This is a genomic window from Mucilaginibacter sabulilitoris (genome assembly GCF_034262375.1).
In the GTDB taxonomy this organism is placed as follows: domain Bacteria; phylum Bacteroidota; class Bacteroidia; order Sphingobacteriales; family Sphingobacteriaceae; genus Mucilaginibacter; species Mucilaginibacter sabulilitoris.
Map to the genome: position 1 here is coordinate 5,188,012 of NZ_CP139558.1, position 26,970 is coordinate 5,214,981.

The following is a 26,970-nucleotide window of genomic DNA, read 5'->3' on the forward strand; positions in this document are numbered from 1 at the left end:
AGGCCAACTATAACTCTTAGCGGTAGTTACTCTTATATATGCGTTTTTTAATTTTTTTATTTCTTGGGACACTTTTTGTTTTGACCTCTTGCTCCAGCAAACAATATCAATCTCTCTTTGAACAAAATAAAATCCCTCCAGATAGCCTTGTGCAGAAAACACCATTAAACAACTTTACTTATCGCATAAAACCGCAAGACATACTGCAAATCAGAAATTTACAAAGCGTTAAGTATATCGTTGACGAAGCACCACCTGCAGGGAACATTACTACCGGTGGCAATGCCACTACCGGCCAAACCTATCAGGTTGAAGACGATAGCACCGTGGCCCTGCCTGTTATTGGTCATGTAAAGGTGGTAGGCCTTACCCGTGCCGAAGCGGCAAAACAAATTGAGGCTCTTTATCGTAAAAGTTTATTAAAAGACCCACAGGTTTATCGTGCCCGGCACAACCATCATCTGGAAACAGGGCCATATCTTAGAAGAAAACCTAAAAGAAAACGATATCGCTTTTTGGATAAATAAACATAACCGCTACAGCGATTTGGTGGCCCAGGAAGAAGTGGAGCGTATGCAAAATATAAGGCGTCAAACGCTCAAACCCAACCTATTTGGCTCGCCCGATGAGCGTACAGCATGGCTTAAGCAATTGTGGTGGCAACTGCCACGATATGTAAGGCCAGCGTTATACTTTTCTTATCGTATGATATTTCAATTGGGAATATTTGAAGGACGTACCAGTGTAATATTTCACTTTTTACAGGGCTTCTGGTTCCGGCTTGTGGTTGATATAAAAATTGACGAACTTCTTAAAAACAAACAAAAACAAGCCTCAACCAATCAGATCTCGCCGTTCAAATTCGCATTGAAGTTTGTAATGCTGTTCCTTGTATTGTACTACTTCAACATCTTGTTTCTCGGCGTTACAAGTCCGGGTAACCACTACAGTAGTTTTTTAGCCACACATCTGAATTATATTGAAGGTTTGCGTTCCCTTTTACTATCGTGCAGCGCCCTTATTATTAGCTGGCTTGGTTTTGATGTTATCCACAATCATATCGACTTGTTGGTGGCGGGTAAAGGCGCTATTCGTTTAGCTTATGATTGTCTGGGTCTGGCGATTATGAGCTTTGTAACAGCTTTTGTATTTGCTTATCCCAAAAAGCTAAGGCAAAAACTTATGTTCTTAATTCCGGCTATTTTGGGGATACAGCTATTAAACGTAACAAGGCTGGTTTTACTGGCTTTATTCTGGAACAGGAAGGCAAATAAGGTAATTGATCATCACACGCTGTTCAATATCATCCTGTATATCCTTCTCATGATCAGCCTTTACTTCTGGATCAAACACAACCATCACCGCAAAGACACCATAGCAGAAACCAATCTGCCGGTCTCTGCTTAACTTCCCTCCCCCCGTAACTTTTCCCGTTAAAATTTCACCTGCAGCTTCTCTGAAGTAAGTTTCCCGTCTTTATAGTATTCAAAAAACCAGCTGTCATTCTTTTTCAAAACTATTCCGTTTGCCGTCGCATTGCTGGCTATAAAATAATCCTGTACCGAGGTTTTCAGGAGCGTTAAAACTATTTTTGGTGTGGTGTCAATCAATTGATAGCCATTGGCTATCGCCTGTGCATATAAGGTTCCTACCGGTGCTGATGGCTGACTTACTACAGTTTCTTCCGCAGCAGATTTTACCGGCGGAGTAACGACTGGTGAAACTCCAGCAGGTGGTGTCGCACTAACTTCCGGGGAGGCTACCGCTGTTTCTGCCGCTGCTGTTTTTACAGCTGGTGGCGAAGCTACCGCCGTTGTAGTAACTGCCGGCTGTCCTCCCTGTTCGTGCGTAGCACCATTGTACACATACTTGGTTTCATCCATCGATGTAAAGGCATCCCTTAATGCGAGATTATAGGATACCCTATACTCCTTTTCCCGGCTCTTGCCTTCTTTGCTTTTAAAAACCACGTTATTTTGGCAATCTTTTAATACAAGTGTAAGATTGGTAGTAAACATGCTGTTTTTTTCTAATAAATCGGCAGTAAGCGCGCTGCATTTATTGTTTGCAATTTCTGTGGGCAGGTCTGCATTATCATAGTAAACAGTAAATCCTTTATCCGTTAATAGCGCTTTAGTAAGGCTGTTTAAATTATACTGATCATTTTGTTTTAGGATATTGAACTTTTCGGGCACTATGATGTACTTGTAATTATTGATTGTATTTTGGGCATATCCCGAAATGGAAATAAATAAAAGGGCCAGTAAAATATATCTTTTCATAAACATGGTTTGCTAATAATTATGCTAAAATTAGCGTTTTTTATTGTATCACAAATGGCTTTAATTACAAACATGCAAAACACTGGTATCCCAATCTCGCAATATATTTACAAAAATAAAATCATAGCATAAAATGTTTCGGCGGCTTATTCGTCTATATGATTATAATACCATATATGTACTCAATATTATTAGCCCTACACTCTTTAATCCGCTGGTTAGTACTGCTTAGTTTATTATTAGCCATTTGCCTGGCCTGGCGGGGATGGCTGCTCGGTAAAAAGTACACCTCTGTAAACGACCAGGTACGGGTAATAACAACAACAATCGCGCATATTCAATTACTGGCTGGCCTGGGTTTATATGTCGTTAGCCCAATAGTGCGCTATTTTTTAAATCATTTTAATCTGGCGGTTCATGAGCGACAGGTTCGCTTTTTTGGCATGGAGCATGTTACCATGATGCTGATTGCTATTGTTGTTCTTTCAATCGGTTCGGCAAAGGCAAAACGTATTACAAACGACAGCGATAAATTTAAAACCATGGCTATCTGGTTCACCGTTGGGTTACTGATCATTTTATCTTCAATCCCCTGGTCATTTTCGCCATTGATCAGCCGGCCCAATTTCCGTCCGTTTTAATATCGATAGAAAGTTTTAAGCCCGATATTTATACTACCGCTTTTGCTGTAAACATACCGCTGTAATATTTGCGGTAACCATATCCTAAAAGCAGATTAGGTACTATCAGTGTAACCCCCATTAACCAGCCCGATGGTACTAAAATGGTGTGAAACAACAACACGTTTAAACTGATGGGAAACAGTACAACCGCCGAAAACGGTGCATAACGGTTTATCATTAACGATATGCCTCCTACAATCTGTATGGTTTTTATCATCGGGTAAAAATAACCGATGCCTTTAAGTCCGGCTATGAAAGCGCCTGTTGCACCCGTGTGCAAAGGTTGGTACGGTATAAAACGAAAAAAGTAATCAAGGCCAAATACAAGATAAATAAAGCCAAGTAATATGCGGGAAATTAATACCGTAATTTTCATAAGGGTATGATCGTTTAATATGAATTTCAATAAACTTATGAATTAGATTGGCATTTTCAAATAACGCTATGGTATTAAGTTGTAACTCAAACCGTTTTGTGCGGTTCTGCAGGTTTAATGCCGTGCGTTTTAAATTAAATAATGCTAATTAACATTATTTAACTAACATTCATTTGGTGGTTTGAATTTGCTTTCTTTAATTTATAACGGAATGTTAGCATTGTTATCCCAAATCAAAATTTATAAGCTATCGCTTATCTGCCTGTTTGTTATCTTTTTACCATCGGCACTTTCTGCGCAAAATCTTTTTCTTTCAAAAATAGATATATGCAATACTACCGACTTCTGCATGGACTGCGGCGACCCGAAGGCAACTTGCGACCAGTTTACGCTTGATTATATAAGCGACCAGATAAACCGGAAATATATTTTAAAGGATGCCAATGGTTCCATAACTTTTCAGGTTTTGGTTGAGCCGTCAGGTTTCAGCTGTGTACTTAGCCATACCGATATAAACACAGGCCCGCTAACATGGGAACTCATCAGGTACCTCAATGGTAATATATGGCGGCCGGCGAAGGTAAACGGCAAACCAGTTTTCGCTTCCGTTAATGTTGTTTTCCGTTTTATCAATGGCAAGGTATCGGCCGCGATGCAAAGAATGGACCTGTCCGAGTTAAAGCCTGCTGGCGATCCCGGCGTTTATAACAACAGAACTGTTTATACTAACCCATCGTTAAAAAATTACGAATTTAAAACATGGACTAAGTACAACTCGCCCCTGCCAGATAACATTAGCCAGGCTGCTGTAATTGATAAATCTGATATTTTATGGTACGGTACAGCACGTGGATTGACCCGGTTTGATGGGCAAACCTTTAATCCGGTTAATGAATACAATTCGCCGTTTAACTCCGAAACTGCCGTGGGCGACATCACTGTAGATAAAGACAACAATAAGTGGGTGTACGTAAATCATAAAATGTTCAAGTACACCGATGCCGGTTGGCAGATATATGATTTTAAAAAGTTTTTATCGGCCGGTGTTACCCACATCTTAAATAGCCGCCGTGGTGATCTCCTGTTTACCACCAAAGACGGACTGCTGGCTTTAAGAAAAGACAAGGTTATCTTACTCAATAAAAAACTCATACCCCAGTTACCTTCAAGCAACGTTCTTTATGCCTTTGAAGACAGCAAAAAACGTTTCTGGATAGGCACATCAAAAGGTACTATGATGATGGATCATAACGTTCCAACTACCTATAGCAAATCCAATACCCCTTTGAAAGGCATGTACATTTCAGGGGCAACAGAAGATGAGAAGGGCAATATTTATTTCTCGCTGAGGGATTGCAACCAGGTTCAGGGCAATAATGAAAAAGAAGGCATAGCAGTACTGCGGGCCGACGGTACATGGCTTCATTATAATGACCAAAACTCCGGTATGCCCTCAAACCGTGTTAACGACATCTTGTATGACAAGTATGAGCATATTTTGTGGGTAGCCACTGAAGAGTCAGGCCTTGTAAGGTTTGATTTGAAAGATGGCTGGGAAAATTACCATAACAACAATTCTAATGTGCCCGGGCACACCATTTATCAATTGGTACAGGATTCAAAAGGGGTTATTTATGTAACCACTGCCAATGGCCTGCTTATGATGAAAAAGATATAAGTTAACATTTTACAAAAAACAAAAGCGTTCAGGTTTCGTAATTTGAGCGCTTTTGTTTTTTGTATGAAGCACAATTGTCAGCAACCGTTCAAAAAGAGGCATATGCGTATTTTTAAGTAGCTATTTTGATTAAAGTTGTAGATATTTGTTTAAACATCTATTATTAACTTATCATAAAAATGGAAATAGGAATTGACAGTTTTGCTGCGGCAATGTTTAATGATACTCCGGACAAAGCCGCCCGTAATGTTAACGTAATGGCTCAGTTGCTGGAAAGAATTGAACAGGCAGACCAGGCCGGGCTTGATGTATTTGGCATTGGCGAACATCACCGTAAAGAATTCCTGGATTCGGCGCCTGCCATGATACTCGCGGCGGCGGCGGCACGTACCAAACATATCCGCTTAACCAGTGCGGTAACCGTGCTTAGTGCGGCCGATCCTGTACGTGTATTTCAAAACTTTGCCACGTTAGATCTTATTTCCAATGGCCGGGCCGAAATTGTGGCCGGGCGTGGTTCTTTTGTAGAAGCCTATCCCCTTTTCGGCTATAAGCTGGAAGATTATGATCCGCTGTTTGCGGAAAAGCTGGACATGCTGATAAAGATCAGGGATAACGAAACCATAACCTGGTCTGGAAAGTACCGCGCGCCGCTTCATAACCAATCCATTTATCCGCGGCCGGTTCAGTCTTCGCTGCCTATATGGTTAGGTGTGGGCGGTACTCCGCAGTCATTTATCCGCGCCGGCGTTTTAGGGCTTCCGTTAATGGTTGCCATTATCGGCGGCGAAACACACCGTTTCAGGCCGCTTATTGATCTTTACAAAGAAGCCGGTGCAAAGGCCGGGCACCCGGAAGATCGTTTAAAGGTGGGCCTGCATTCGCTTGGCTATGTAGGTAGTACCAGCCAGGAGGCAACCAACGATTTTTTTCCCGGATACGCTGAGGTATTTACCAAAATAGGCAGGGAACGCGGCTGGGCTCCGGTAACCCGCGCGCAATACGACGCGCAAACCGGGCCAACCGGAGCATTGATAGTGGGCAGCCCAGATGAAGTAGCCGAAAAAATACTCCGCCACAGTGAAGCCCTGGGCGGTGTTTCGAGGGTAACCTTTCAGATGGACAATGCCGCGCTTCCGCAGGAAAAAATATTAAAATCAATCGGTCTTATCGGGGAGCGCGTTATTCCGCAACTGCGTTAACTTTTTATTACCTGAGTATATCACTGTCCTGAGCTTCTTTAATATATTGCTGTGCATCTGCCGGTAATAGCAATCGCCGGGCGGCCAGTTCATTTACGGCCCTGGTTACTGCTGCAACATATTGTGCATGCGTGCCATAACGCTCCTCAAGCGATAAACGAGGATCTCCAGCGGCAAGCCTTTCCGCTTTGGTATTTTTAAACGGAATAAGCTGCCCTGCCGCTTCTCCCCCGTCGTTAAGTCCAAAACCTTCCCTTCGCAAGGCCCATCCGGTTAAGGTGGCTACCGGCGCGGCAACCGGAGGTAAACGGATACCGGCTATCTCGTTACCATCAACATCTACTTTTGATACAAAACTTTGATAGGCAGACCGGTGTACCGGCTGCTCCGGATATTTGCTGATGACGCCTTTAGTAAAATCGGGACCGTAATCATAATAATATCGGGTAGTGACGATGCCATTGTAGGTAACGCCGGGTATAGTGGGCCAATTTAACACCTGGCGCGGTACTGTTCCTGTTAATGAGCCGGGGTTCACCACCGCAAGGGCCGCTGTTCCATTGGCTTTACGCGGCACCTGGCTTTCCGGTGGCTTAATACCTTGGGTAACCCAATCATCAAGCGCTATAAATAGGGCTCTTAAAACAGGTTCGGCCCTGGTTGGGTTTTGCAACTGCTGGCATACGCCTGTACTTTCTCCGTTGCCGCTGCCATGCTGCATGCCCGACAGTAAATAGAAACGGACATTATCAGGATCGGACAGGTCATTACCCATCAAATCGGTATGCAGCAACGAAGCCGCCTTAACCCAATATTCATTGGCCGAGTTAATCTCCATTACTTTGGGTTGATTTAATTTACCGGTATATCTTGCTATACGTCCCCCTGTTTTCCCGCTCAGTTTATCATGCAACACTGGGTAAGCAAAAGGGAAAATACCTTCGGGATATAAATGGTTTATCCGGTTTCGTTCTGTACGGCCAGGCTGGGCAAAACGGTAATTTATCCCTACACCACTCCCTCCGCCAAGCCAGTTTTCTATTCCGTCAAACACCCTTCTGCCCTGTTCATCCTGGTTAAAACCCAGTGTCTGAAAATCGTTCATGTACCGGGCAGGTTGTGATATGGCAAAACTGTAAGTATATCGCACATTTCCCGCCAGCGGATTTTCATGACCCGCACCATCTGTTTTGGCATATCGCAAAAACGAAACAAAGTCTCTCATTGCAGCCAGCCCCAAACCGGCAACCAACGGATCTTTGGCCGGATAAATAAATTCGTAAATGGCGCTTTGCTTAAACGAGGTCCCTGCCGGCAATAAGCGTATTGACCGTTCATCGGCATATTCCCAACCCGATGAAGGTATGCCCCTTGGCTTATCATTAAGTAAATCCCGAACAGTTAATACCGCCTTATCCTTTGCCAACGAAGCGGCAGTATAAGCCAGTTTATAACTGGTAATGTTGTCATTATCAAATGAGATATACTCATAAGATGGCCCGGTTATCGCCGAACCATCTTTATTTCTTGCCACCGGAACAGTAATGGTCATATTATGATTGCCTGCCGTTGCCGAAATATCCCAGCCGCACCAGGCAATGGTATAACCCATATTCAATAAAAACGCGTCGCCGGCTTGCTCTGCCGTTTGCGGATCATTGCCGCCGCTACTATTGTTGAGCCCGCCAAATAACTTACCGCCCCGGTTTGGCAATTCGGTAAATAGTTTGTGGTTACCCCGCTTCAGGTCAACCGGCTTTAGTATGTAAATATCCATGGCGTACTCCACCATACCACGGGCATTTCGCGGGGCGAGCCGTATATCGGTAATAAGCGCATTTTGAGGTAAGCGCGGATCAACCTCACCATAAGCTTTGCCAGTTAACTTTTCGTAAGCGCCAACTGATCCAAATATTTTACCACCATAGGCAGGTTCAATACTGTTGATCTCAATTTTTACGATACTGCCCCTCGCCTGCTGCATCAAAAACAGTCCGGCTAATAATGACAAAACAAACGTGCATCGTTTTTTTACGGCAAAATTCCTTGATTGATCAATTTTCATAAATAGCAAATTGTAGCCTAATTTATAGATGATTTATCAAAAAAGACCTTCGTAGCAGAGCTGTTACTTATCAATAAGATTTATTTGCATTCTACCGATCATGAAATATAAAATACAGGCGTTGTTAAAACCTGCGGCCTATCTCCGGATTGTGGATTAAACAATACAACATGCTTCTTAAAAGATGAATGTAAATATTTATCCCTTCGGATATCTCAGTAACCATAATATACTCATCGGCCATGTGCGACCGCGCTGAATCACCAGGGCCCATTTTTAAGGAGGGTACATTTAACCATCCCTGATCTGAACTGGTGGGAGAAACATAGGTCTTCAATCCCAGGGCAACACCCGTACGCACTACGGGATGCATGCGCTCCAAACACGATGGATGAAGTATTCCCTGCCGCGGAACAACTTCGCAGCTGGTATGATCTTTAATAATAGTCAGTACCTCCTCTGCCGAATAGCAATCGCTTAAACGAACATCAACGGTGAAGTGGCATTCATGAGGCACTATATTGTGCTGAATGCCGGCATTAATTTCGGTAACCGTCATTTTAACCGGCCCCATAAAGCCTGATTGTTTAGGGAACATAAAATCAGAAAACCAGGTAATATCGGGCAGGGCTTTGTACAAGGCATTGGTACCCTCATTTCTGGCTGCATGGCCCGCCTTGCCAAAAGTAGTGCAATCCAATACCATGCACCCCATTTCGGCAATAGCCATGTTCATTTGTGTGGGCTCGCCGACGATGGCAAAATCAATCCGGCCAATTTCCGGAAGGATGACTTTTAATCCGTTATCTCCTGAATTTTCTTCTTCGGCTGTGGCCGCGAAACATAAATTATAAGCCAGATCAGGAATATTATAAAAGTATATAAACGCCGAGAGTAAAGATACCAGGCAACCGCCGGCATCATTACTGCCTAAACCGTATAATTTACCATCAATAATTTCGGGACAATATGGATCGCGCGAATAGCCACCATTGGGTTTTACCGTGTCATGGTGTGAATTTAACAGAATTGTTGGTTTGTCGTTACTAAAATATTGGTTGTATGACCATACATTATGATGCAGGCGTCGGGTCTTAATACCGCGGTTTTCCAGAAATACCTGAATAAGATCGGCGGTTCGATCTTCGCTTCCACTTAGCGATGGAGTGGCTATAAGTTGTTTTAAAAGCAAAAGGGCATCATCTGCCAGGGTAGATGTAGGAGGCTCTTCTGTAAGTGGTTCATTAATTACTTGAAAAGACATGTTTTTATTATTAAATGTTAGAAAAGGTTAATTTTTTGAGGGGTTAAATAACATAGCTGTACATAGGCAGTTACGCCTATTTTTACTTTGCAGTATGTTATAATTCACACAACTTTTACAGCCATCCCAAAAACTTTGCTGCTGGGTTATTTCGGCGTAAGTAACTGGTTCAAAACCCAGCTTGGTGTTCATTTTCATGATAGCCAGGCCAGAGGTAATGCTAAATACGCTGGCCAACGGATACCTGGTTCTGGATAATTCAAATATTTGCGCTTTAATTTGGGAGGCGACACCCTGGCTACGGTGTTTTGGAGATACAATAAGGCCACAGTTGGAGACAAATGTTTCATTGTCCCAGGTTTCTATGTAGGAGAAACCGGCCCATTCACCCTTTTCGGTTACGGCAACTATCGCTTTACCGGTATTAATTTTTTCTATTATGCAGGATGCTGATCTTTTTGATATTCCTGAGCCTCTTGCTAATGCGGAGCTTTCCATTTCTCTGATGATCTGGTCGGCATAGACCACATCTGACGGAATGGCTGACCTTACAATAATTCGTTCATCTTCCATTTCTTTTTAGTTTGTTTCCGGCTGAAACCTGTTTTTGTGCTTTAACCGTACCTGCGGCATCACAAAACCAAAGCCAGATCATAACCATAAAAAAACCATCATCATAACAAATTATCCATCAATATTTTACAGTAACCTACAGCTCGTGAAATTGAAGATTCCACTCGGTTTAACCCTATTAATTTGATAGGGATTTATCAAAATCATCATTATTATCAGGTAAACTACAAGGGCAAAATATACTACCTGAGCAACTCATCTATTTTTAAAAACCGGTAGCCCCTGCTTTTTAATTCCGTTATAAGGTAAGGAAGCTGGGTATAGAACTTTTCCTTTCTTTTAGGATCGGTACCTATATGTGTTAACAAAATAAAGCCGTTCAACCCATTTTTTTTATTTTGTTCATAATCAAGGATCGATTTCATAACCGTATTATTATCCACATACCTGCTGCCCATCTCCGGGAAAGTATAATCGGCATTTGATCTTGTACCAGGCGTAAAATTAACCAGCTGCAGGTTTAACCTGTCTGTCCAGGATGCTATCGTATCGTTATACCATTCATAGGGAGGTAAAAAATAACAGGCTTGCTTTTTATCAACGTTAAACTTCTTCAATTCACGGTAAGCCTGCTTCAGGTCCTGTTCAAACTGTTGCCTGGTAATCAGCAAACTATCCCTGTTACTCCAGTCGCAATACAGCAGGTGTTTATCAGAATGAACACCCAGATAATTACCATCAAGTTTAAGTTGGCTGATCTGCTTTTTATAGTTTTCATTTCGATAAAAATTTCCGGTTAAAAAAAATGAACCATGAACATGCTGTTGCTTTAATGTACGGACAATAAGCTGAGCGCCATCTCCAAATTCATCGCCAGTGAAAACCAGGGCTATTTTTTTGGTGGTAGTGTCGCCGCGGATAACAGCGCCCATATATTTTGTAACCTTTTTACCGCCACTTTCCTCATAAGCTTTGCCCGCGAGTAAATAAACCAACGATGCCGTGCCGTCCATAGTAGGCTCATTGGTACTATAGTCGCCTTTATCATCATGATAAACCATCAGATCTGATTGAAAATCTGCATATGCGTCGGGCTTACTTAAGGTAAGTCCGCGCAAACTCTTGAATATACTGCCGTACACAGGGCCGTCAACCAGCGCCCCATCCAGCGGATAGTGATTTAAAAACGCAAGCGAGGAATGCGGGTCTTTTGGTGTATCGCCATTTGCAGGCAATCCATACACCATACACTTACCCCAGGGGTTGCAGCCAAACAACCAATCAATACAGGCTTGTTCAAGCGGTTCATAAGTGCGGTCGCCACTTAATTTGCGGTACAGGGCGCATTGTATGGCAAAAGACGTAGTTAAATTATTTGAGCACCAGATAAAAGGAATGCCGCGATAAAACGCATTATGCTGTGCTTTGGCCCAAACCCTGTCTATCCCTGTTTTATAATAACTTATGAGTGCAGCCTTTGTTTTCTTATCAGTTTCGAGGGCCAGCTCATAATGTCCGAAATTATGAAACGGATACCACTGGTAATGTCGGGCGGTGTCCTTCCCCATCCATGGCGTAACTTTTTCTTTTGTGGCATATTGAAGGGATTGTTTGATGTATTGTTTCCGGCCTGTTAATCTGTACAATTGGGCCGATGCCAGTTCCATATCGTCGGTCCAGTTGTCTTCTTCATAAAAATAAGGAGCGCGGTTTGGCGCGGTTTGGCATACACCCGGTTTTGCAAGCCCAAGGCTATAGGCAGAAAGCGACTTATCCCTAAACATGGCGGCCCGCGCCTGATTATTTTTATCATACACAACAGCAGCCAATGCAAAGGCGCTCGCGAATTTACCAGCGGTAGAAGCAAGCCCTGTCGATCTGTTTTTATATAAACCTAAGCCCTGAGGCTTATTGCTGGCAAAGTACACCGCACGGCCGTTCCCCTTTCCCATTCCATAATCAACCGAATCTTTATTGGGCAAACGCATGCCCGCATGGTCACGGTCATCTGCCAATTGGTTAAACATCCAATCCTTTTTAGGGTTCATTTTGAGCAACCAATCCAACCCCCATTTTGCTTCATCGAGCACATCAGCTACTCCATTGTTACCCTCAAGGCCGTTTGCCTCATACTTATCAGTAAATACACCAGGGAAATCACGATAAGCCGCAAGCAAATGATAGGTAGCATTAGCCGAAGTGGTTACATATTGCAAATAATCAGAGGCATCGTGCCAGCCCCCGGACACGTCAATATGTGTTCCATCGGACATGGGGCCATATACGGTAAACCCATCTTTAGTATGACAGGAGTCTTTCAAAAAAGGATTAAAGCCGCTTCGTTGCTGCCGCATATAACGCAGACAAAAGTCGGCCGTACCAGCGTAAATATTATCAGCCAGCCGAAATTCGGGCGATGCGATGTCGCCGCATTTGATATAGTAAATTCCAGGGCGATTAAATTTTGTAAAATCAAGACGACAAGATTGGGTGAAAGGGCCATAAGCACCGTAGGTGCTACCTGTGCTTCCGGTAAAAACAACTGCAGCCGTTTTAGTATCTATTAGCTCAAATATAGGCGCAGGCAAGCCTTTTTTACCCACCCATACCCCAACTTTAATTCCGGATAGCTGATACCCTAACTGATTAACCCTGATCCATGCTTCAGGTTGCTCCTTATTTTTAAAAGCAACTGTAATGAAAACCAACATACAGCTGCATGCTATTTTACCAATACTAAAGCCACGCATCATGCCTATATCAAATTTGTTTTAACGTAATATAGATTTTAGTTTGCTGAATAATAATAATTCAATGAAAAAATCAATTCAAATCTGTTCCAGCCTTTTGAATAAGCCCGAGAACAGGGTAAGAAAACGTGAAGTGACACTACACTTTATTGCATAAAAAAAGCGCTCCGTATCTCACCCCGGAGCGCATTCAATGTTCCTACAAACATCGATCAACTAAACTCAGATCTCTACAATCTAAGATCTTGGCAATTTCATAAAATCATCTTATTTATCACTCGATTTAATGAAATTTAAGCATATCAGTAACAAGCTTTTTACAGAAAATCGTATTTTAATATATGTTATATTAATTTCATAACATAAATAATACAATACGCAGTAATTAGCGGTAAACCAATTTTAATTATATGATAAAAATCTTATAAAACAGCTATTGGTATAAAACCAATTATGTTTTTGAGCAGGAAAGGATTTTATAGATACCGCAAATTTAATTTACATTTATAGTACACAAAAAACTACTTTCATAGTATCTATGTATATACATATATAAAAATACAGTAAACCTTTCTTAAGAAACAAGCCGTGGAGGCTGCTTAGGCATCATGATATGACAATCGGTTTCGGGCTGAAAATAGGTTGTATTATGAGGAATAATCTTAGTTACAGGAGCTTCAAAAACCGGATTTATGAAGGTTGCAGCCAATATGTGCATATGCACCATATTGATAAAAGGTACATGCTCTTTTTGCGGAACAGGTACTTTTTCAGATGGCTGAGCATGGATTATGTTTTGAGCATTTAGCCGGGTGGACTTATAATTTGGAATACACTTGAGGAACAAAGTATGCTGTGTTACCCGCATCTGAACGTAATTATAAGCGTTTTCACCGAAACGGATCTGCCCGCTGATATTTTCGTACCTATCCCAGTTTTTAATTCCAGGCAAATTAACAGGCACCTCAACTTCCTCTAAATCTTTAGTGTTATATAAACCTTTTGCAGCCTGTTCATCAAAGAGCTTATTGGTGCGGTAAGATAAGTACTGGTGTAAAATAAGACTACCGCCCAAACTGTAGAGATGGATACTTAAGAGTAGTATGGCGGCAATTTTCTTCAACAGGTATTATTTTTGATTTATAACGTAAATATAAAACAAATCGGCTATTTGTCCAATAATTTATTGATTATTTTAATGAAAATTTCCCAATATTTATACCTGTAAGATTGACAAATCTTCATATTATTTCATTTTATTTGAACTATGTCTGCCACCGGCGTTTTTAAGCAGTATAAAGGGAGTATCCATATTCCAGTCAGGTTTTACATCATCTTCATTCATAAAACCCTGAGCGTAATTGCCTAATAAAATATCGGGTTTACCATCAGAATTGTAATCTGCTACATCCATACAAATCCAACGGCCCGCTTTTTCAATTGGTAAATTATACGGTATAAAATGCATGGATTTGTCCTGTTCAAAATAAGTAAACCCTTCGGCCGGGTTGTTTTTCAGATCAGGAAAAAAAGCAATTAAAGCAATGTCAAGCTGGCCATCGCCATTAAAATCGGCTGCTATAGCTTTGGTTGCACCATTAACCGGGTAAAAATAAGCCTGCTTATATTTAAAATCGCCCTGGTTCAGGTAGATATAAACACCATGATAGGGTTTTAAAATTTTTGAATAATCACTATTATCCCCGCAGGTATAAAGTATATCAGGTTTTCCGTCACCGTTGAAATCAACCAGCTGAAAGCTGCTGGAGCCATAAACTGGTGGAAATCTCAATAAATTAGTTGCGGTAAAACCACCTTTATGGTCATTCAAAAACATCCATATCCCCTCATCGGCCTGCGCAAATAAACAAATCACATCCGGCCAGCCGTCATGGTTAAAGTCACCGGTTATAGCATGCTCCGCTCCAGGTATCGTACAGATCACATGCTTTTCAAATTTTCTATCGGGTAATTGTTTATACCAGTACAAGCCACCGGCATTGTGGCCAAACCCGCATATTATCCTGTCAGCAAGCCCATCTTTGTCAACATCAATTGTTAGGGATTGTACAGGTCGTGGCAGCTTATCAGCTATAATTTTTTTTTGTTTTTTCGCAGATTCATCAAGCCCGATATCCATAACGTAACCGTTTAGTATATCAATAGCATCCATTGAACCAATAAAGGTGAAAGCCCCTTGCTCCTTCTCCCCGGCATCTTTACTGAACTGAACATCAACAGCGGGCGAGCTGTATTTGTGCGTTGTTTGCAACTTTAAGCCGTCAGACCATTTGAAAACACTGCTATTTAAACGATCACTTGTATAAATGTGATGCCCTATGGTATCAAACGCAACCATAGTAGTTGTAGCCTCAGCCACTTTATCATGAATGGGCTTTAATAATGTAAAAACGCCCCAGTCTTTAACGGGAGCAACCGGAACATGGGCCGGCTTTAGCGCTTTGGGCGCAGAGGCTTTATAATAGTTAACTATTTTCAACCAATCTTCATAAGGTATTGCCGATTTTGAAAACGGATCGTTCACGTACTGGTCATCCGCGTAAACCTTTACCCCTAAACGTGGTGCCATCGCGGGTAATACGTGCTTCAGCCAGGTTTCCTGGTTAAGCATGGAAGGTGAAGGATATTCATGACAACTTTTGCAATATTTCTCGGCAAGAGCCTTTCCATCAGATGTAGCAACAGCAGCCGGCTTATCATTATTACAACTTAAGGCTATTGAACAAATACCAATTACCGATAAAATAATAACCGTAATGATTGCGCGCTGTTTACTAAATAACATTTTGATGGTAGATATTGATGGCTTTAAATATATGTTTTTGACTATAATAAAAAGAGCCGGCGGTACCGGCTCTTTTATAAAAAAATGTGATAAAGGTAATTTCTTGTCGAGTAGACCTGGGGAATTTCACCCCAAGTCCCTCATAGAACCGTGCTTGATAGTCTCCCATCACACGGCTCTTATTAACTAATACACCGGGGTCTGTCCTTGACTCCGCGTGTTTTGCTTTCATCCTTTGCTACCTCCTGATCGCTCAGTTTTGCGCCGGATATAGAAAGCCTGTTAATACATCCCCTTCGCTCCATTCCCATTACAGGAACTTCATTACTAATACGGGATGTTCCGCCCCCGTGCCATCCATCGGTACTTTCCCTCTTGCCGGTGCACCGACTTGAGGTTTTCCCTTAACATGATGGCGACAGGTTCTCGCGTTCCATACAAAAGCCTGTGTTAAGCTCGTGCCACTTATACACCGGATGCCGCAAAGCCTGTAAACAGGTTCCCGCCTTGCTTGTCCCTGGGTCGCTACTGTTACCCGGTTTTGACATCGTCTAATCCTTTCGATGCCTCATCAGTGGTTCACTTGCGTTCACCTTCTTAACACTTACCTGACACCTTTAATGATGCCTTTTCCGCTAACGCTCACTACCAAGGCACTTAACCAAAGCAGCTTAGCGGCGGTTTGGTACCCGCTCCTGTAAGCCGATACCGAGGGGCCGTCCCTCATCTTTTATACAGCTCGCAATCAGTGGTTCTGCGAACCTCTGATTTGCTCGCGACACTCAATAACCTGGATTTTGCTTTAATGCTGAAGACTTTCCGTCCGACTCCAGATCAATCTGAGCTTGAGGAATTGGATAGTATTCATTTTTATTTGGTGTAAAGCTTGCGCCACTCACATCGGTTATTACCTTACCGTCGAAACTAAAGTAAGTAGCCAGTGCTTGTTGTGCTATACCCCAGCGAGCAATATCGAAGAAACGGTGGCCTTCCATAGCCAACTCCAGTTTACGCTCGAAATAAATAGATTTCAAAGCGAGGGCTTTGCTTGAAAAATAACCGGCAGGATACTGGCTGATCACATACTTTGCTGCCGGTGTTGTGGTATATCCACCCATTGGGTTGGCCGCGTTTTTGTAAGTATACACAAAACCAGCCGGATTGGCCGCCCTTGCACGTACACGATTAACGTAAGCCTCACCTAAGTCGCCGGTACCCAATTGAGCTTTAACTTCGGCAGCCATTAACAGTACATCGGCAAAACGAATGATGTTGATCTGGTTAGCAGTACCCGGCGCCCAAGAATGGCTATCGCCATAGGTGCCTTTGGTAGCCTGGAAGTAAACGTTCTTTTTAGCTGAGTACGGACCAGCGGAACTTTGTTCGCGAATCCAATCCTGACCTGGATGATTACCCCAGTCAAGGAACGGGATACCCCGGCGACCAACAGTCCAATCAAGACGAGGGTCGAGGTTACCGGCATCCAGTGTGAACGGAGCGGCAGATGCAATTCCTTGATCGTTAACAACCGGATGTGAGTTATAAGCATCAAGGAAAGGCAAACCATTGTCATCGGTACGGAAAGAATTGGCTAAATCAAGCGTTGGCTGGAAAAAACCGCAGCAACCGAAGGGGCTGTTATATGGGTAATTCAGCATATCGCCATTATTGGCTTCGCTGGTGGTATTGGTACCGTCATTGGCTGCTTGTTGTACGGCAAACACGGTTTCCTTATTGTTTTTAGTAGCAGCGCTAAAATTATCAAAATAATTGGCGGTTAGGTCATAAGCCACGCCGGCAGAATTTTTACCTGATGTTATAACAGTAGTAAACAAGGCGTCAGCATCAGTATATTTCTTTTCATACAAATAGCTCTTAGCCAAGTAAGAAGCTGCAGCCCATTTGTTTACCCGACCAACCTGCGCCTGCGTTTCCGGTAAATTATCGTATGCAAACTTAAAATCAGCTTCAATTTTTGGCCATATATCAGCGGTATTAGGCTGCACAAAGTTGGTTGTGGTTTCATCAATATAAGGCACATTATTAAACATCTTTTTCAGATCGAAAAAATAATGTCCCCGTAAAAATCGGGCTTGCGCAACCGCCTGTGTTTTGGCGGCATCGGTCATGTCTGTAGCTGCAGCAGATGCCTTAATCACGTTATTACAACGGGTTATACCTTCATAATCAGCCCGCCATTTACTGTTCAAAAAGCCGTTGCTGGCATCAACTGTAAAACGCGCAATAGAGTTAATAGCTGGTTGGTCGGTACCAGAGCTCCCTTTATGGGCATCCCCCCCAGCTACAGCACCATAAACCCAGTTATCAGCGGCAGCTTCCCACGGGCCGCCACCGCCAAATGCCGTGTTAGTACCCTGCTGACCATCCAATGCCGAGTAAGCGCCAATCAGTAATCCATCCACACCGGCGGCTGTATTAATTGCTGCAGATGGCAAAGCACCCAGCACAGGCTGCTGTAAATATGACTTTTTACATGAAGTTTGTATGATACCGGCTGCCAATAAAGCGTAAACCGATAAGCGTTGAATATTTTTCATCTTTTTCTAATCTTAAATAATTAAAACTTAACCTGTAAACCCAATAAGTAAGTACGTACAGGCGAATAGTTACCACGGTCTACTCCAAAGTTAGTACTGCTGTTGGTGGCCTGGGTATTGATAACACCTGCATTAGTATCAACAGCCTGGTTGCCTGAACCACCACCCACAATTTCCGGATCAACACCGCTGTATTTGGTAATGGTAATCAGGTTGGCACCAGACAAATAAACCCTTAATTTCTGGATACCTATGCTTTTTAGTATTTGAGGATCAAAGGTATAGCCTAACTGAACGTTGCGTAAACGAAGATAAGAACCATTCTCAACATAGTACGAATTAGGTACAGTGCTGGTACTGAATGAACCATCGATCTCCTGTATTGGGGCTTTAGCATTCATGTGTGTTGGAGTCCATGAATCATACAGGGCGGTTTTGCTTTTTGCACCCAGGAAATTGGTATAAAAATCAGTCCACCATTTAACGTCATTCCAGATCTTGTTACCATATGATCCATACCAGAACATGTTCAGGTCAAAGCGTTTGTATGAAAAGTCAAGGTTTAAACCTCCGGTAAATTTAGGATTGGGGTTACCCAATAAAGTACGGTCATTAGCATCAATTTTGCCATCGCCGTTAACGTCAGCATATTTGAAACGGCCTACGGCAGCATCAGCCTGGTAAGTACCACCGGCTTTTTGATTAGCAGCGTCGATATCAGCCTGTGAGTTCCAGAAACCGGCTGTCTGATAACCAAAGAAACCACCTACCGGACCACCTACTTCGTTCCTTACGATAAAGCTACCGTTAAAGCGACCACTGTTTTGATCAAAATAGGGCTGACCAAGCGTTACTTTTTTAATAACGTTATGATAGGTAGTAAAGGTTAAAGTTGCATTCATCTTTAAGTCAGATGACAAATTTTGATGTGTAGTGATGGCTACGTCCACACCGGTGTTATCCATCGCGCCTACGTTGGAGTAAGGTGCACGGGCTGTACCCTGTGTACCGGGTAAGTTTGGATTGTACAACAAGTCGGTAATGCTCTTTTTATAATAATCGGCAGAGATCTCTAATTTCTGGTTAAAGAATGTTCCATCGAAACCAACGTTAAAGTTTTTATCTGATTCCCATTTGGCGTCTGGGTTACCTATCCTGTTTTGAGCAAAGCCCGCAACAGTAGAACTTGAGGTACCGGCAATATCATAATAAGAATTGGTTCTGTTGCCTGCATAAGTAGTAAAGGCGTTTGGTGGGTCAACGTTATTCTGATTACCCATTACACCATAACCAGCACGGATCTTTAAATCGTTTATCCAGCTAACACCTTTCAGGAAGTCTTCCTGAGATACACGCCAGCCGGCGCTTACAGCCGGGAACCAGCCATACACATCATTTAAAAAGCGGGTCGATCCGTCACGACGAATGGTAGCATTTAACAAATACTTATCATTAAATGTATAATCTAAACGTGCAATAAGTGGAGAATACAGCCTGTCTCTCTGCAAAAAGCTGTAAGCAGTTGGCGTACCGGTACCACTTGTTATAGTAGTATAGTTAGGATCAAATATAAAATAACCAGTGTTGGTTGCTCCCAGAGCTTGGTAGCGATTTTTAACTACCTCATTACCTACCAATAATTTGATATCATGTTTACCAATAGCCTGGTGATAAGTTAAGGTGTTAGTCCAGGTGTAGCTATAACCGTTGTATGAATTTTCAGCGTATGAATTGGTGGTATTGTTCTCAGAGTTCTCATACTCCGGATAAGTGAACGAGTGGTTGTAGTTTGAATAATACTCACCACCAAACTGGGTACGGATGGTAAAATATTTCAGGAAGTCGACCTCTGCAAATACATTACCGAATAAGCGGTTGGTAATACCGTAGTTGTTTGCAGTACGGTCGGCAATAGCCACCGGGTTGCGGGCATTACCTAAGTTAGCGGTATTTGAACCGGCGTAGTTTCCTTTAATATCATATACCGGTATGATAGGCTGTTCGCGGAATGCCATACCAATTGATGAACCTTCGTCGTTTTGGTTGATCTGTGGATTTTCAGATACGGCGTAAGAAATGTTTTCTCCTACACGGATATGATCAGTGAGATTATAGCTGGTGTTAGCCCTGACAGTATACCGCTTAAGATAAGTATTGAGCAAAGTACCCTGCTGGTTAAAGTAGTTCATAGAGAACAGGTAACTTGCTTTATCCGTAGACCCATTGATATTAAGGTTATGGCTTTGGATAGGCGCTGAGCTAAAAATTTCATGATACCAGTCAGTACCTGCTTTATTAGCTTTAGTTATACGATAAAAGCCTGATGGATCTCCCGAGGTATAAAATGGATTAACACTGTATTTTGCAGGGTCAACAGCGGGGTCGCCATCTTTAATACCAAATGGGCCAGACTTACCTGCATTAATATAGTCAGGTAGCACGTTGCCGTTAGGGCCATACAGATTGCTGCTCAGGTCAACAGGGATGTTTTTCAACTTCGCCGTATTCTGAATAGCCAGTGTTCTGAGGCTCATCATTTCAGTAGGGTTCAGCAGGTCATAAACGTTACCACCCTTAGGCTGCTGGGTACCATAGTAGGCATCATAGGATATATTTGTTTTGCCTTTACCCTTTTTGGTAGTGATAATGATTACTCCGTTTGAGGCGCGCGCACCGTAAATGGAAGCGGAACTCGCATCTTTTAAAACCTGCATGCTTTCAATATCATTAGGGTTAAAATCATTTACGTTAGTGGTAGGCACACCATCAACTATGTACAGTGGTTGGTTGTTACCAAAGGTATTGGCACCACGTATTTTTACCGCAGGCGCCTCACCTGGTTGACCAGATGCCACAACGGTAACACCTGCCGCCTGGCCTTGTAACTGGTTTTCAACCGAACCTGTAGGCTGCCTGTTTAACGCGGCAACACTTACCACTGCCACGGCGCCAACCAAATCTTTTTTTCGTTGTGAGCCGTAACCTGTAACAACAACTTCGTTTAATGAATTATTACCCGCTTTTAAGGTAATGTTGAGATTCGCATCCGAACCTACGGTGATATCGGTTGTTTGATAGCCGATATAGGAAACAGTTATTACATCACCTGGTTTCAGGGCAAGTGTGAAAGTACCATTAACATCTGTAACAGTACCGGTGGAGGTTCCTTTAACTCGTACAGACGCGCCAATTACAGGTTGCTTGTCATCGCTCCCGGTAATTTTGCCTTTGTACTTTGTTTGTGCAGTAACCACCAATGAAGATACCAGGAAGCATAACAGCATACCAAGATACCTTCCCTTTAGAAGTAAACTTTTAAGCATGATTTTTAATTTATTTAGTTAATATATTGGGTTAAGAACTTTGTTCAATAAACTGAAATTCAATTATTTGGCTTAAAGCAGTGGTAGAGACACCGCAACCCGGTTTTTGCATTTTTTGACCGAAAGCAATGGTAGAGGCATTGCCGGCATATTGCTTTAAAAGCAATGCCATAACAACTTTATATGGTTTATTGTGTAGGTCAATAACCCAATAATAGTCAAAAAAGAAAGCGTAATACCAGCTATTGTGTAGGCAATAACGGTTTATTAATAATAAATATATTCACGGGTTTGAGTTGTGAGATAAGCCTTGCGGCAAAACCCGGAATAATATATTAGCTTACGTATTTTGCAAAGCCCGTAATCGCTGTATAAACTGCCGGATTGATTGTGAGATAAAGCCATGCGGCTGTAATCCGGTTAAATAAATACATAGCGAAAAAGGCTATTATTTAATATATAAGCTAAGATTCTAAAAGTTTATTACTGTTTAGTTTCAACATTTATTTATAATCGTATTAGGTAGAAAATCATTTATCCGTTGCGTATAAATGATATTGGTTTGAGACTAAAATAGATATAGTGTACTACTTACACAAGCAAGTTTAAAGAATTGCGAATTAATTATTTCATATATGAAAAACAATTAATTCTTTTAAAAAGATTAACCATATATTAATAAATACACCGCAAATTGTTAATATATTTTAAATATTTGTAAAGTAACTTTTCAATAAAAAGCTACCCAATTAAGGTTAAAATCACATAAACAAAGGTAGCCGCCAAAAAAAATACAGCTTTTTTAATTTTTTTAAAATGTCTGAGGTTTCAAATAACAGATATTATAACTTAAATTTTGTCCGCAGTACCCATCTGTCCAATCCGGATCATATTGGCTAATTCTTTTGAGGTACGTATCAAGTTTTGTTCGGTATATGCCAGGGCGGTACCAATATCAGCCGGTTCATTACCAATGGCAATCAGCACATCAAAGCATTGATTAAGTTGCTCATTATCTTCGATGGGCAATTTACCGGCCATGCCAATTACAGGTATCCCCCGCGCTTTTGCCCTGCTTGCTACGCCGTAAGGGCCTTTACCCTGTAATGTTTGTTCATCTATACTCCCTTCTCCGGTTATAACGAGGTTGCTTTTTTGTAATGCTTTATCAAATCCGGTAAGTTCAAGCAGATAATCGATTCCGTTTACCAGTTTTGCGTTCAAAAACGCATGCACACCTGCAGATGCCCCGCCAGCAGCTCCGCCATACTTAGCAGCTGACATATTTATATTTAATTTTTTAAGCGTTACTTCATTTAAATTTGCCAATGCTTTATCAAGTGTTTTAACTGCTGCCTCATCCGCTCCTTTTTGAGGGCCAAATACAGCCGCGGCGCCCTTATTACCTAATAACATATTATCAACATCGCAAAGCACAACGATATCGCAATCGGCTATGCGCTTATCTATATTTGAGACATTTATGCTATGAAGCTTTGTAAGGTTTTCGGGCATATTTATCAAAGGTTCACCTTGTTGGTTTAAAAAGTCTATTCCAAGCGCCTTTAAAATACCTGTACCGCCATCAACTGTGGCAGAGCCGCCCATGGCTATTAAAATTCGCTTTACTCCTAAGTCGAGCGCTTTTTTAATCATTTCGCCGGTTCCGTAGGATGTGGCCCTGAGCGGATTGAATTCATCTCGTTTTAACAACCTTAAACCCGAAGCATCAGCCATTTCGATCACAGCTGTTTTACCGTCCTCAATCAACCCAAACGAGGCGTTGATATTTCTGCCTAACGGATCCTGCACCTGGACCGGAATATATTTCCCGTTTAGTTTTTGAATGATCAAAGCGGCCGTTCCGTCACCGCCATCGGCTATCGGGAAGCATTCTGTTGTGCACGTAAGTTTGCTTTGTTTTATTCCCTTTTCAATGGCCTGTGCCGCTGCCTGGGCAGTTAAACTGTTTTTAAAAGCGTTAGGAGCAATAAGTATATGCATAACGGATCAGAGTAAATAAGACAGGATATACACCATTACAAAAGAAGTTAATCCCATACAAATAGTGGCAATGGAATATACCTTCAACATTGTTTTCATTTCGAGACCTGAAAATTTCGCGATAACCCAAAAATAAGCATCATTGGCATGTGATATCATCATTGACCCTGCCCCCATTGCCAAAACGCAGAGTATATGTCCTTTATCGGTATCTAAACCAAGCGCATGTAATAAAGGAAGCACAATGGAGGCCGCCGTTATAATTGCCACTGTTGATGAGCCCTGTGCTGTTTTTAAAATAAAGGTTAGCAGGAAAGGAAAAAATATCCCCATACTGGCCAGGGGCAATGCGCCGCCTAAATGATTGCCAATTTTGGTTGCCGCCAGTACAGCTCCGAAAGCTCCGCCGGCACCTATGATCACCAATATACCACCAGCCTTTTCGGCTCCATCCTGCAATAGTTTGGCAACCGTATCTTTTCTCCAGCCGCGCCTGGCGTTAAACGCAAGCAAAATACCTATTGCCAGGGCAATTACCGGGTCGCCTGTCACCAGGAGAGTATTGATCCATTGATTGGAAGCACCGGGATCAACCACAAAAAAAGATTTTAAGGCAATTAACATTATAGGGATTACAACCGGCATAAAGGCTTTCATAACAGATGGATATGTAATATCATCACTAACCGAAAGCTCTTCTTCTGTTGTTGGTTTAGGTATTTTGCTGCCGGCGTAGTTAGCCCACAGATAACCGGCAAACATGGAAGGGATGGCTGCCATAACGCCGATCAATATCAGTTTACCAAAATCAGCCCCAATAATACCGGCTGCGGCTGCGGCACCTGGATGCGGCGGAATAAGACAATGAACGGCATATAAACCTGTTGCCAGCGAAACCGCCATAATGATCATAGAAATGCCGGTGCTTTTAGCAAGTGACTTGTTTAGTCCGCTTAACACAATATAGCCCGAATCACAAAATATCGGCAATCCAACTATTAGTCCGGTAAAGCTCATGGCAAGGGCGGCCCGTTTTTCACCGACGCACTTTAATATAGCATTGGCCATTACATGCGTACAGCCGGTATATTCCAATATGGCAGCCAGCGTAGTACCTAAAACTATAAGAACCCCTAACGATTTCAGGATATTTCCAAAACCTTCTTTAATAGCAGTAAGTACACCATCGAACGGTAAACCTACACCCAGTCCAACCAAAAAACAGGCAATTACCAACGCGAAAAAAGCATGCACCCTAAATTTAGCGGTGAACAGTACGATCATCCCTATCCCTATTGTAAGGCAGGCTAAAACTCGTACCAGGAAAATATCCATAACAGTTTATAATTTGGCCACAATTTACACCTTTTAATATTTCCCTTAAATACAATCTTTTATAATAGTATGATGTCAGGATAATTTAATGGATAGTGACTCAGCTTGAAATTAGTGTATAACTAAAAATAAATCGAGATTTGAAAGGCAAAGTAGGCAACCCTTCATTTAATATATTCATATGAACATACAAGAACAAATTGAAAAGTATATTACCGGCCAACCTGAACCAAAACGTAGTGACATGGAAAAGCTGCATAAGTTAGTGCTTGAAGTATTACCAAAATGTAAATTATGGTTCGATGATGGTAAAAACAGCGAAAATCAAACCATTAGTAATCCTACTATAGGATACGGGCTTCAAACAATAATATATGCTAATGGAAAAACCAGGGAGTTTTTTCAAATTGGTATGAGTGCAAATAAAACCGGAATCTCCATATATATTCTTGGCATCAAGGATAAGACATACTTAGCCCAAACGTATGGGAAAAAAATAGGCAAGGCGAGCGTGACAGGTTATTGCATCAGGTTCAAAAATTTAAAAGATATCAATATTATTATACTTGAAGCGGCAATACGATATGGGTTTGAGGCTACAGGTGAGAATTAAATTCCAAACTGAGACACTAAAGCGAACATGCACCGTTCGCTTACATAGCATACTGCATAATAAACATTTATGGAAGAAAATGTTTATTTTTTAAAAAGGGCTTATATATTATATAACTCATGGTTCAAAAACCCGTTCCTGAATTTGCCATGCGGGTCATATTCTGCCACTATCTTTTTAAAATCATTGAGCTTTTCATAACGCGACTCTAATATTTTGGGTGCCATGGTGAATATCTTACCCCAGTGAGGCCGGGCATTAAAAGGAGAAAGTTCCTTTTCTATCAGTGGTAATAATTTTAATACAGCGGCTGTTTCCTGTTTCCAGGTAAAATGGATGGCCACCGAGGTTTGGTTATGACATGGGCTCATCCATAAATTATCAGCGGCGATGGTACGTATTTCGGTAATAAACAAGTGCGGCCCAATCTGTTTACCTAAACGAGCTACAGCTGCAATGGCCTCTACCGCGTGGCGCAGCGGAACAAAAAACTCTGATTGAAGTTCTTTACCACTGCTTGGTGTAAAGCCCATTTTAAAGTGCGGCAAACGCTCATACCATGGGCCGGGTACGCCCATTTGTTCGGTACAGTTTTCGGCAGAGAGTGCTATTATTGGATGCAGGTTTTTTGTGGCAGCCTTTGCACCGTAGAACTCAGCGCTATTTTCGTCCTTGTCCACCCCTATTTTACTTTTTATCCAAACCTCATTTATACTATCTTTCTGCCAATCGGTAAACAAGCTGACGCTATAACCCGCAGAAACTATTTTTTCAAAATGCTGCTTTACCTGCGCCATAGGCATATCGGTAAAAACACGCTGGCGCATCATAAATGTTGGCTGTACTTGTAGTGTAACTTTGGTGATAATACCAATAGCGCCAAGGCCAACTACAACGGCATTGAGCTTTTCTGCATCAGTTGCTTTTGAAAGATGAACAACGCTCCCATCAGCAATTACCATTTCTAATCCGGTAACCGCGCTGGCAAGGTTACCATTCTTTATGCCCGATCCATGGGTTGCAGTGGTACACGAACCGGCAACCGAAATATGAGGCAACGAAGCAAGGTTATGTAAGGCAACCCCCTGCTCATGTAAATAAGGGGCAAGCTCGCCATATTTTATGCCACCTTCAACCGTAACTGTATGCGCTTTTTTATCAAGGCTCACTACCTTATTCAGGTTTTTTGATGATACCAGGTTATCTTTACTATCGGCAATAGTATTAAAACAATGCCTTGTGCCTAATCCCTTAAGCTTGTTTAGTTTTTTTACCTGCTGTTGTACTTCTGCAACCGATTTGGGATAGAATACATTATCGGTACTATAGGTTAAGTTGCCCGACCAGTTTTTTAATCTTTCGGGTTGCGCGAACGCTTCAAGCGATGATAACAAGGGTGTAGCCATTAAGGTAGTACTTAACTTGATAAATGTTTTTCTTTTCATAATTTTTAGGTTA

The 26,970-nt window shown here is 42.0% G+C and carries 21 protein-coding genes and 1 pseudogene; 6 read left to right on the forward strand and 16 right to left on the reverse strand.

Annotated elements, in window-relative coordinates; all coding sequences use genetic code 11:
* Positions 1 to 38 precede the first annotated feature (38 nt).
* Together SNE25_RS22330 and xrtY are read left to right on the forward strand one after the other, a co-directional pair.
* A complete protein-coding gene (locus SNE25_RS22330; protein ID WP_407666946.1) occupies positions 39 to 527 on the forward strand; it encodes a polysaccharide biosynthesis/export family protein in 489 nt (162 codons plus the stop codon).
* Positions 430 to 1,407 (forward strand): annotated as a pseudogene (gene xrtY / locus SNE25_RS22335) (exosortase Y); the annotation flags it as partial. The gene SNE25_RS22330 and the pseudogene xrtY, both read left to right, overlap by 98 nt.
* A gap of 26 nt (positions 1,408 to 1,433) precedes the next feature.
* Here xrtY and SNE25_RS22340 read toward each other — a convergent pair.
* Entirely contained in the window at positions 1,434 to 2,282 is an 849-nt protein-coding gene (locus SNE25_RS22340; RefSeq protein ID WP_321561229.1) for a hypothetical protein, read from the reverse strand.
* Between the two features lie 176 nt (positions 2,283 to 2,458).
* Between SNE25_RS22340 and SNE25_RS22345 the strand changes: the two genes are divergently transcribed.
* A complete protein-coding gene (locus tag SNE25_RS22345) occupies positions 2,459 to 2,923 on the forward strand; it encodes a hypothetical protein (protein ID WP_321561230.1) in 465 nt (154 codons plus the stop codon).
* A 28-nt stretch (positions 2,924 to 2,951) separates the two neighbouring features.
* Here the strand turns inward: SNE25_RS22345 and SNE25_RS22350 are convergent, their stop codons facing one another.
* Entirely contained in the window at positions 2,952 to 3,341 is a 390-nt protein-coding gene (locus SNE25_RS22350; protein WP_321561231.1) for a DoxX family membrane protein, read from the reverse strand.
* A gap of 211 nt (positions 3,342 to 3,552) precedes the next feature.
* Here SNE25_RS22350 and SNE25_RS22355 point away from each other — a divergent pair, with 211 nt between their 5' ends.
* Both SNE25_RS22355 and SNE25_RS22360 read left to right on the forward strand, forming a co-directional pair.
* A complete protein-coding gene (locus tag SNE25_RS22355) occupies positions 3,553 to 5,019 on the forward strand; it encodes a ligand-binding sensor domain-containing protein (protein WP_321561232.1) in 1,467 nt (488 codons plus the stop codon).
* Between the two features lie 179 nt (positions 5,020 to 5,198).
* Entirely contained in the window at positions 5,199 to 6,221 is a 1,023-nt protein-coding gene (locus SNE25_RS22360) for an LLM class flavin-dependent oxidoreductase (protein ID WP_321561233.1), read from the forward strand.
* Between the two features lie 7 nt (positions 6,222 to 6,228).
* Here the strand turns inward: SNE25_RS22360 and SNE25_RS22365 are convergent, their stop codons facing one another.
* The 13 genes from SNE25_RS22365 to SNE25_RS22425 form a co-directional block, all read right to left on the reverse strand.
* Positions 6,229 to 8,286, reverse strand: a complete 2,058-nt coding sequence (locus SNE25_RS22365; protein WP_321561234.1) for an alpha/beta hydrolase domain-containing protein — start codon at positions 8,284 to 8,286, stop codon at positions 6,229 to 6,231.
* Between the two features lie 124 nt (positions 8,287 to 8,410).
* Complete coding sequence (locus SNE25_RS22370) at positions 8,411 to 9,550, reverse strand: M20 family metallo-hydrolase (protein ID WP_321561235.1); 1,140 nt, start codon at positions 9,548 to 9,550, stop codon at positions 8,411 to 8,413.
* Positions 9,551 to 9,577: 27 nt separating this feature from the next.
* The gene (locus SNE25_RS22375) at positions 9,578 to 10,123 is read right to left on the reverse strand and encodes a GNAT family N-acetyltransferase (RefSeq protein ID WP_321561236.1); all 546 of its coding nucleotides are present in this window, start codon (positions 10,121 to 10,123) and stop codon (positions 9,578 to 9,580) included.
* Positions 10,124 to 10,365: 242 nt separating this feature from the next.
* Positions 10,366 to 12,876, reverse strand: a complete 2,511-nt coding sequence (locus SNE25_RS22380; RefSeq protein WP_321561237.1) for a glycoside hydrolase family 9 protein — start codon at positions 12,874 to 12,876, stop codon at positions 10,366 to 10,368.
* A gap of 571 nt (positions 12,877 to 13,447) precedes the next feature.
* Positions 13,448 to 13,996, reverse strand: coding sequence for a hypothetical protein (locus tag SNE25_RS22385; RefSeq protein ID WP_321561238.1), 549 nt, complete (start codon positions 13,994 to 13,996; stop codon positions 13,448 to 13,450).
* 123 nt (positions 13,997 to 14,119) lie between these two features.
* Complete coding sequence (locus SNE25_RS22390) at positions 14,120 to 15,679, reverse strand: FG-GAP repeat domain-containing protein (protein ID WP_321561239.1); 1,560 nt, start codon at positions 15,677 to 15,679, stop codon at positions 14,120 to 14,122.
* Between the two features lie 404 nt (positions 15,680 to 16,083).
* On the reverse strand, positions 16,084 to 16,227 hold the full coding sequence (locus tag SNE25_RS22395) for a hypothetical protein (protein WP_321561240.1): 144 nt from the start codon (positions 16,225 to 16,227) through the stop codon (positions 16,084 to 16,086).
* 56 nt (positions 16,228 to 16,283) lie between these two features.
* A complete protein-coding gene (locus SNE25_RS22400) occupies positions 16,284 to 16,406 on the reverse strand; it encodes a hypothetical protein (protein ID WP_321561241.1) in 123 nt (40 codons plus the stop codon).
* 55 nt (positions 16,407 to 16,461) lie between these two features.
* Positions 16,462 to 18,237 carry a RagB/SusD family nutrient uptake outer membrane protein gene (locus SNE25_RS22405; protein ID WP_321561242.1) on the reverse strand — a complete coding sequence of 592 codons (1,776 nt, stop codon included), beginning with the start codon at positions 18,235 to 18,237 and terminating at the stop codon, positions 16,462 to 16,464.
* Positions 18,238 to 18,257: 20 nt separating this feature from the next.
* A complete protein-coding gene (locus tag SNE25_RS22410) occupies positions 18,258 to 21,560 on the reverse strand; it encodes a SusC/RagA family TonB-linked outer membrane protein (protein WP_321561243.1) in 3,303 nt (1,100 codons plus the stop codon).
* A 31-nt stretch (positions 21,561 to 21,591) separates the two neighbouring features.
* Complete coding sequence (locus SNE25_RS22415) at positions 21,592 to 21,732, reverse strand: hypothetical protein (RefSeq protein ID WP_321561244.1); 141 nt, start codon at positions 21,730 to 21,732, stop codon at positions 21,592 to 21,594.
* A 677-nt stretch (positions 21,733 to 22,409) separates the two neighbouring features.
* Positions 22,410 to 23,564, reverse strand: coding sequence for a glycerate kinase family protein (locus tag SNE25_RS22420; protein ID WP_321561245.1), 1,155 nt, complete (start codon positions 23,562 to 23,564; stop codon positions 22,410 to 22,412).
* A 6-nt stretch (positions 23,565 to 23,570) separates the two neighbouring features.
* Positions 23,571 to 24,899, reverse strand: a complete 1,329-nt coding sequence (locus SNE25_RS22425; RefSeq protein ID WP_321561246.1) for a GntP family permease — start codon at positions 24,897 to 24,899, stop codon at positions 23,571 to 23,573.
* 181 nt (positions 24,900 to 25,080) lie between these two features.
* Here SNE25_RS22425 and SNE25_RS22430 point away from each other — a divergent pair, with 181 nt between their 5' ends.
* Positions 25,081 to 25,512 carry a DUF1801 domain-containing protein gene (locus tag SNE25_RS22430; protein WP_321561247.1) on the forward strand — a complete coding sequence of 144 codons (432 nt, stop codon included), beginning with the start codon at positions 25,081 to 25,083 and terminating at the stop codon, positions 25,510 to 25,512.
* A gap of 101 nt (positions 25,513 to 25,613) precedes the next feature.
* Here the strand turns inward: SNE25_RS22430 and SNE25_RS22435 are convergent, their stop codons facing one another.
* Positions 25,614 to 26,957: an FAD-binding protein gene (locus SNE25_RS22435; RefSeq protein ID WP_321561248.1), complete on the reverse strand. Its 1,344-nt coding sequence runs from the start codon at positions 26,955 to 26,957 to the stop codon at positions 25,614 to 25,616.
* Between the last annotated feature and the right edge of the window lie 13 nt (positions 26,958 to 26,970).

Coding starts and splice junctions, on each gene's coding strand:
- SNE25_RS22350 (WP_321561231.1), bottom strand. CDS start 3,341: ATGAAAATTACGGTATTAATTTCCCGCATATTACTTGGCTTTATTTAT.
- SNE25_RS22375 (WP_321561236.1), bottom strand. CDS start 10,123: ATGGAAGATGAACGAATTATTGTAAGGTCAGCCATTCCGTCAGATGTG.
- SNE25_RS22395 (WP_321561240.1), bottom strand. CDS start 16,227: ATGTCAAAACCGGGTAACAGTAGCGACCCAGGGACAAGCAAGGCGGGA.
- SNE25_RS22430 (WP_321561247.1), top strand. CDS start 25,081: ATGAACATACAAGAACAAATTGAAAAGTATATTACCGGCCAACCTGAA.
- SNE25_RS22420 (WP_321561245.1), bottom strand. CDS start 23,564: ATGCATATACTTATTGCTCCTAACGCTTTTAAAAACAGTTTAACTGCC.
- SNE25_RS22415 (WP_321561244.1), bottom strand. CDS start 21,732: ATGGCATTGCTTTTAAAGCAATATGCCGGCAATGCCTCTACCATTGCT.
- SNE25_RS22370 (WP_321561235.1), bottom strand. CDS start 9,550: ATGTCTTTTCAAGTAATTAATGAACCACTTACAGAAGAGCCTCCTACA.
- SNE25_RS22380 (WP_321561237.1), bottom strand. CDS start 12,876: ATGATGCGTGGCTTTAGTATTGGTAAAATAGCATGCAGCTGTATGTTG.
- SNE25_RS22365 (WP_321561234.1), bottom strand. CDS start 8,286: ATGAAAATTGATCAATCAAGGAATTTTGCCGTAAAAAAACGATGCACG.
- SNE25_RS22390 (WP_321561239.1), bottom strand. CDS start 15,679: ATGTTATTTAGTAAACAGCGCGCAATCATTACGGTTATTATTTTATCG.
- SNE25_RS22400 (WP_321561241.1), bottom strand. CDS start 16,406: ATGAGGGACGGCCCCTCGGTATCGGCTTACAGGAGCGGGTACCAAACC.
- SNE25_RS22355 (WP_321561232.1), top strand. CDS start 3,553: ATGTTAGCATTGTTATCCCAAATCAAAATTTATAAGCTATCGCTTATC.
- SNE25_RS22425 (WP_321561246.1), bottom strand. CDS start 24,899: ATGGATATTTTCCTGGTACGAGTTTTAGCCTGCCTTACAATAGGGATA.
- SNE25_RS22345 (WP_321561230.1), top strand. CDS start 2,459: ATGTACTCAATATTATTAGCCCTACACTCTTTAATCCGCTGGTTAGTA.
- SNE25_RS22410 (WP_321561243.1), bottom strand. CDS start 21,560: ATGCTTAAAAGTTTACTTCTAAAGGGAAGGTATCTTGGTATGCTGTTA.
- SNE25_RS22330 (WP_407666946.1), top strand. CDS start 39: ATGCGTTTTTTAATTTTTTTATTTCTTGGGACACTTTTTGTTTTGACC.
- SNE25_RS22435 (WP_321561248.1), bottom strand. CDS start 26,957: ATGAAAAGAAAAACATTTATCAAGTTAAGTACTACCTTAATGGCTACA.
- SNE25_RS22360 (WP_321561233.1), top strand. CDS start 5,199: ATGGAAATAGGAATTGACAGTTTTGCTGCGGCAATGTTTAATGATACT.
- SNE25_RS22405 (WP_321561242.1), bottom strand. CDS start 18,237: ATGAAAAATATTCAACGCTTATCGGTTTACGCTTTATTGGCAGCCGGT.
- SNE25_RS22340 (WP_321561229.1), bottom strand. CDS start 2,282: ATGAAAAGATATATTTTACTGGCCCTTTTATTTATTTCCATTTCGGGA.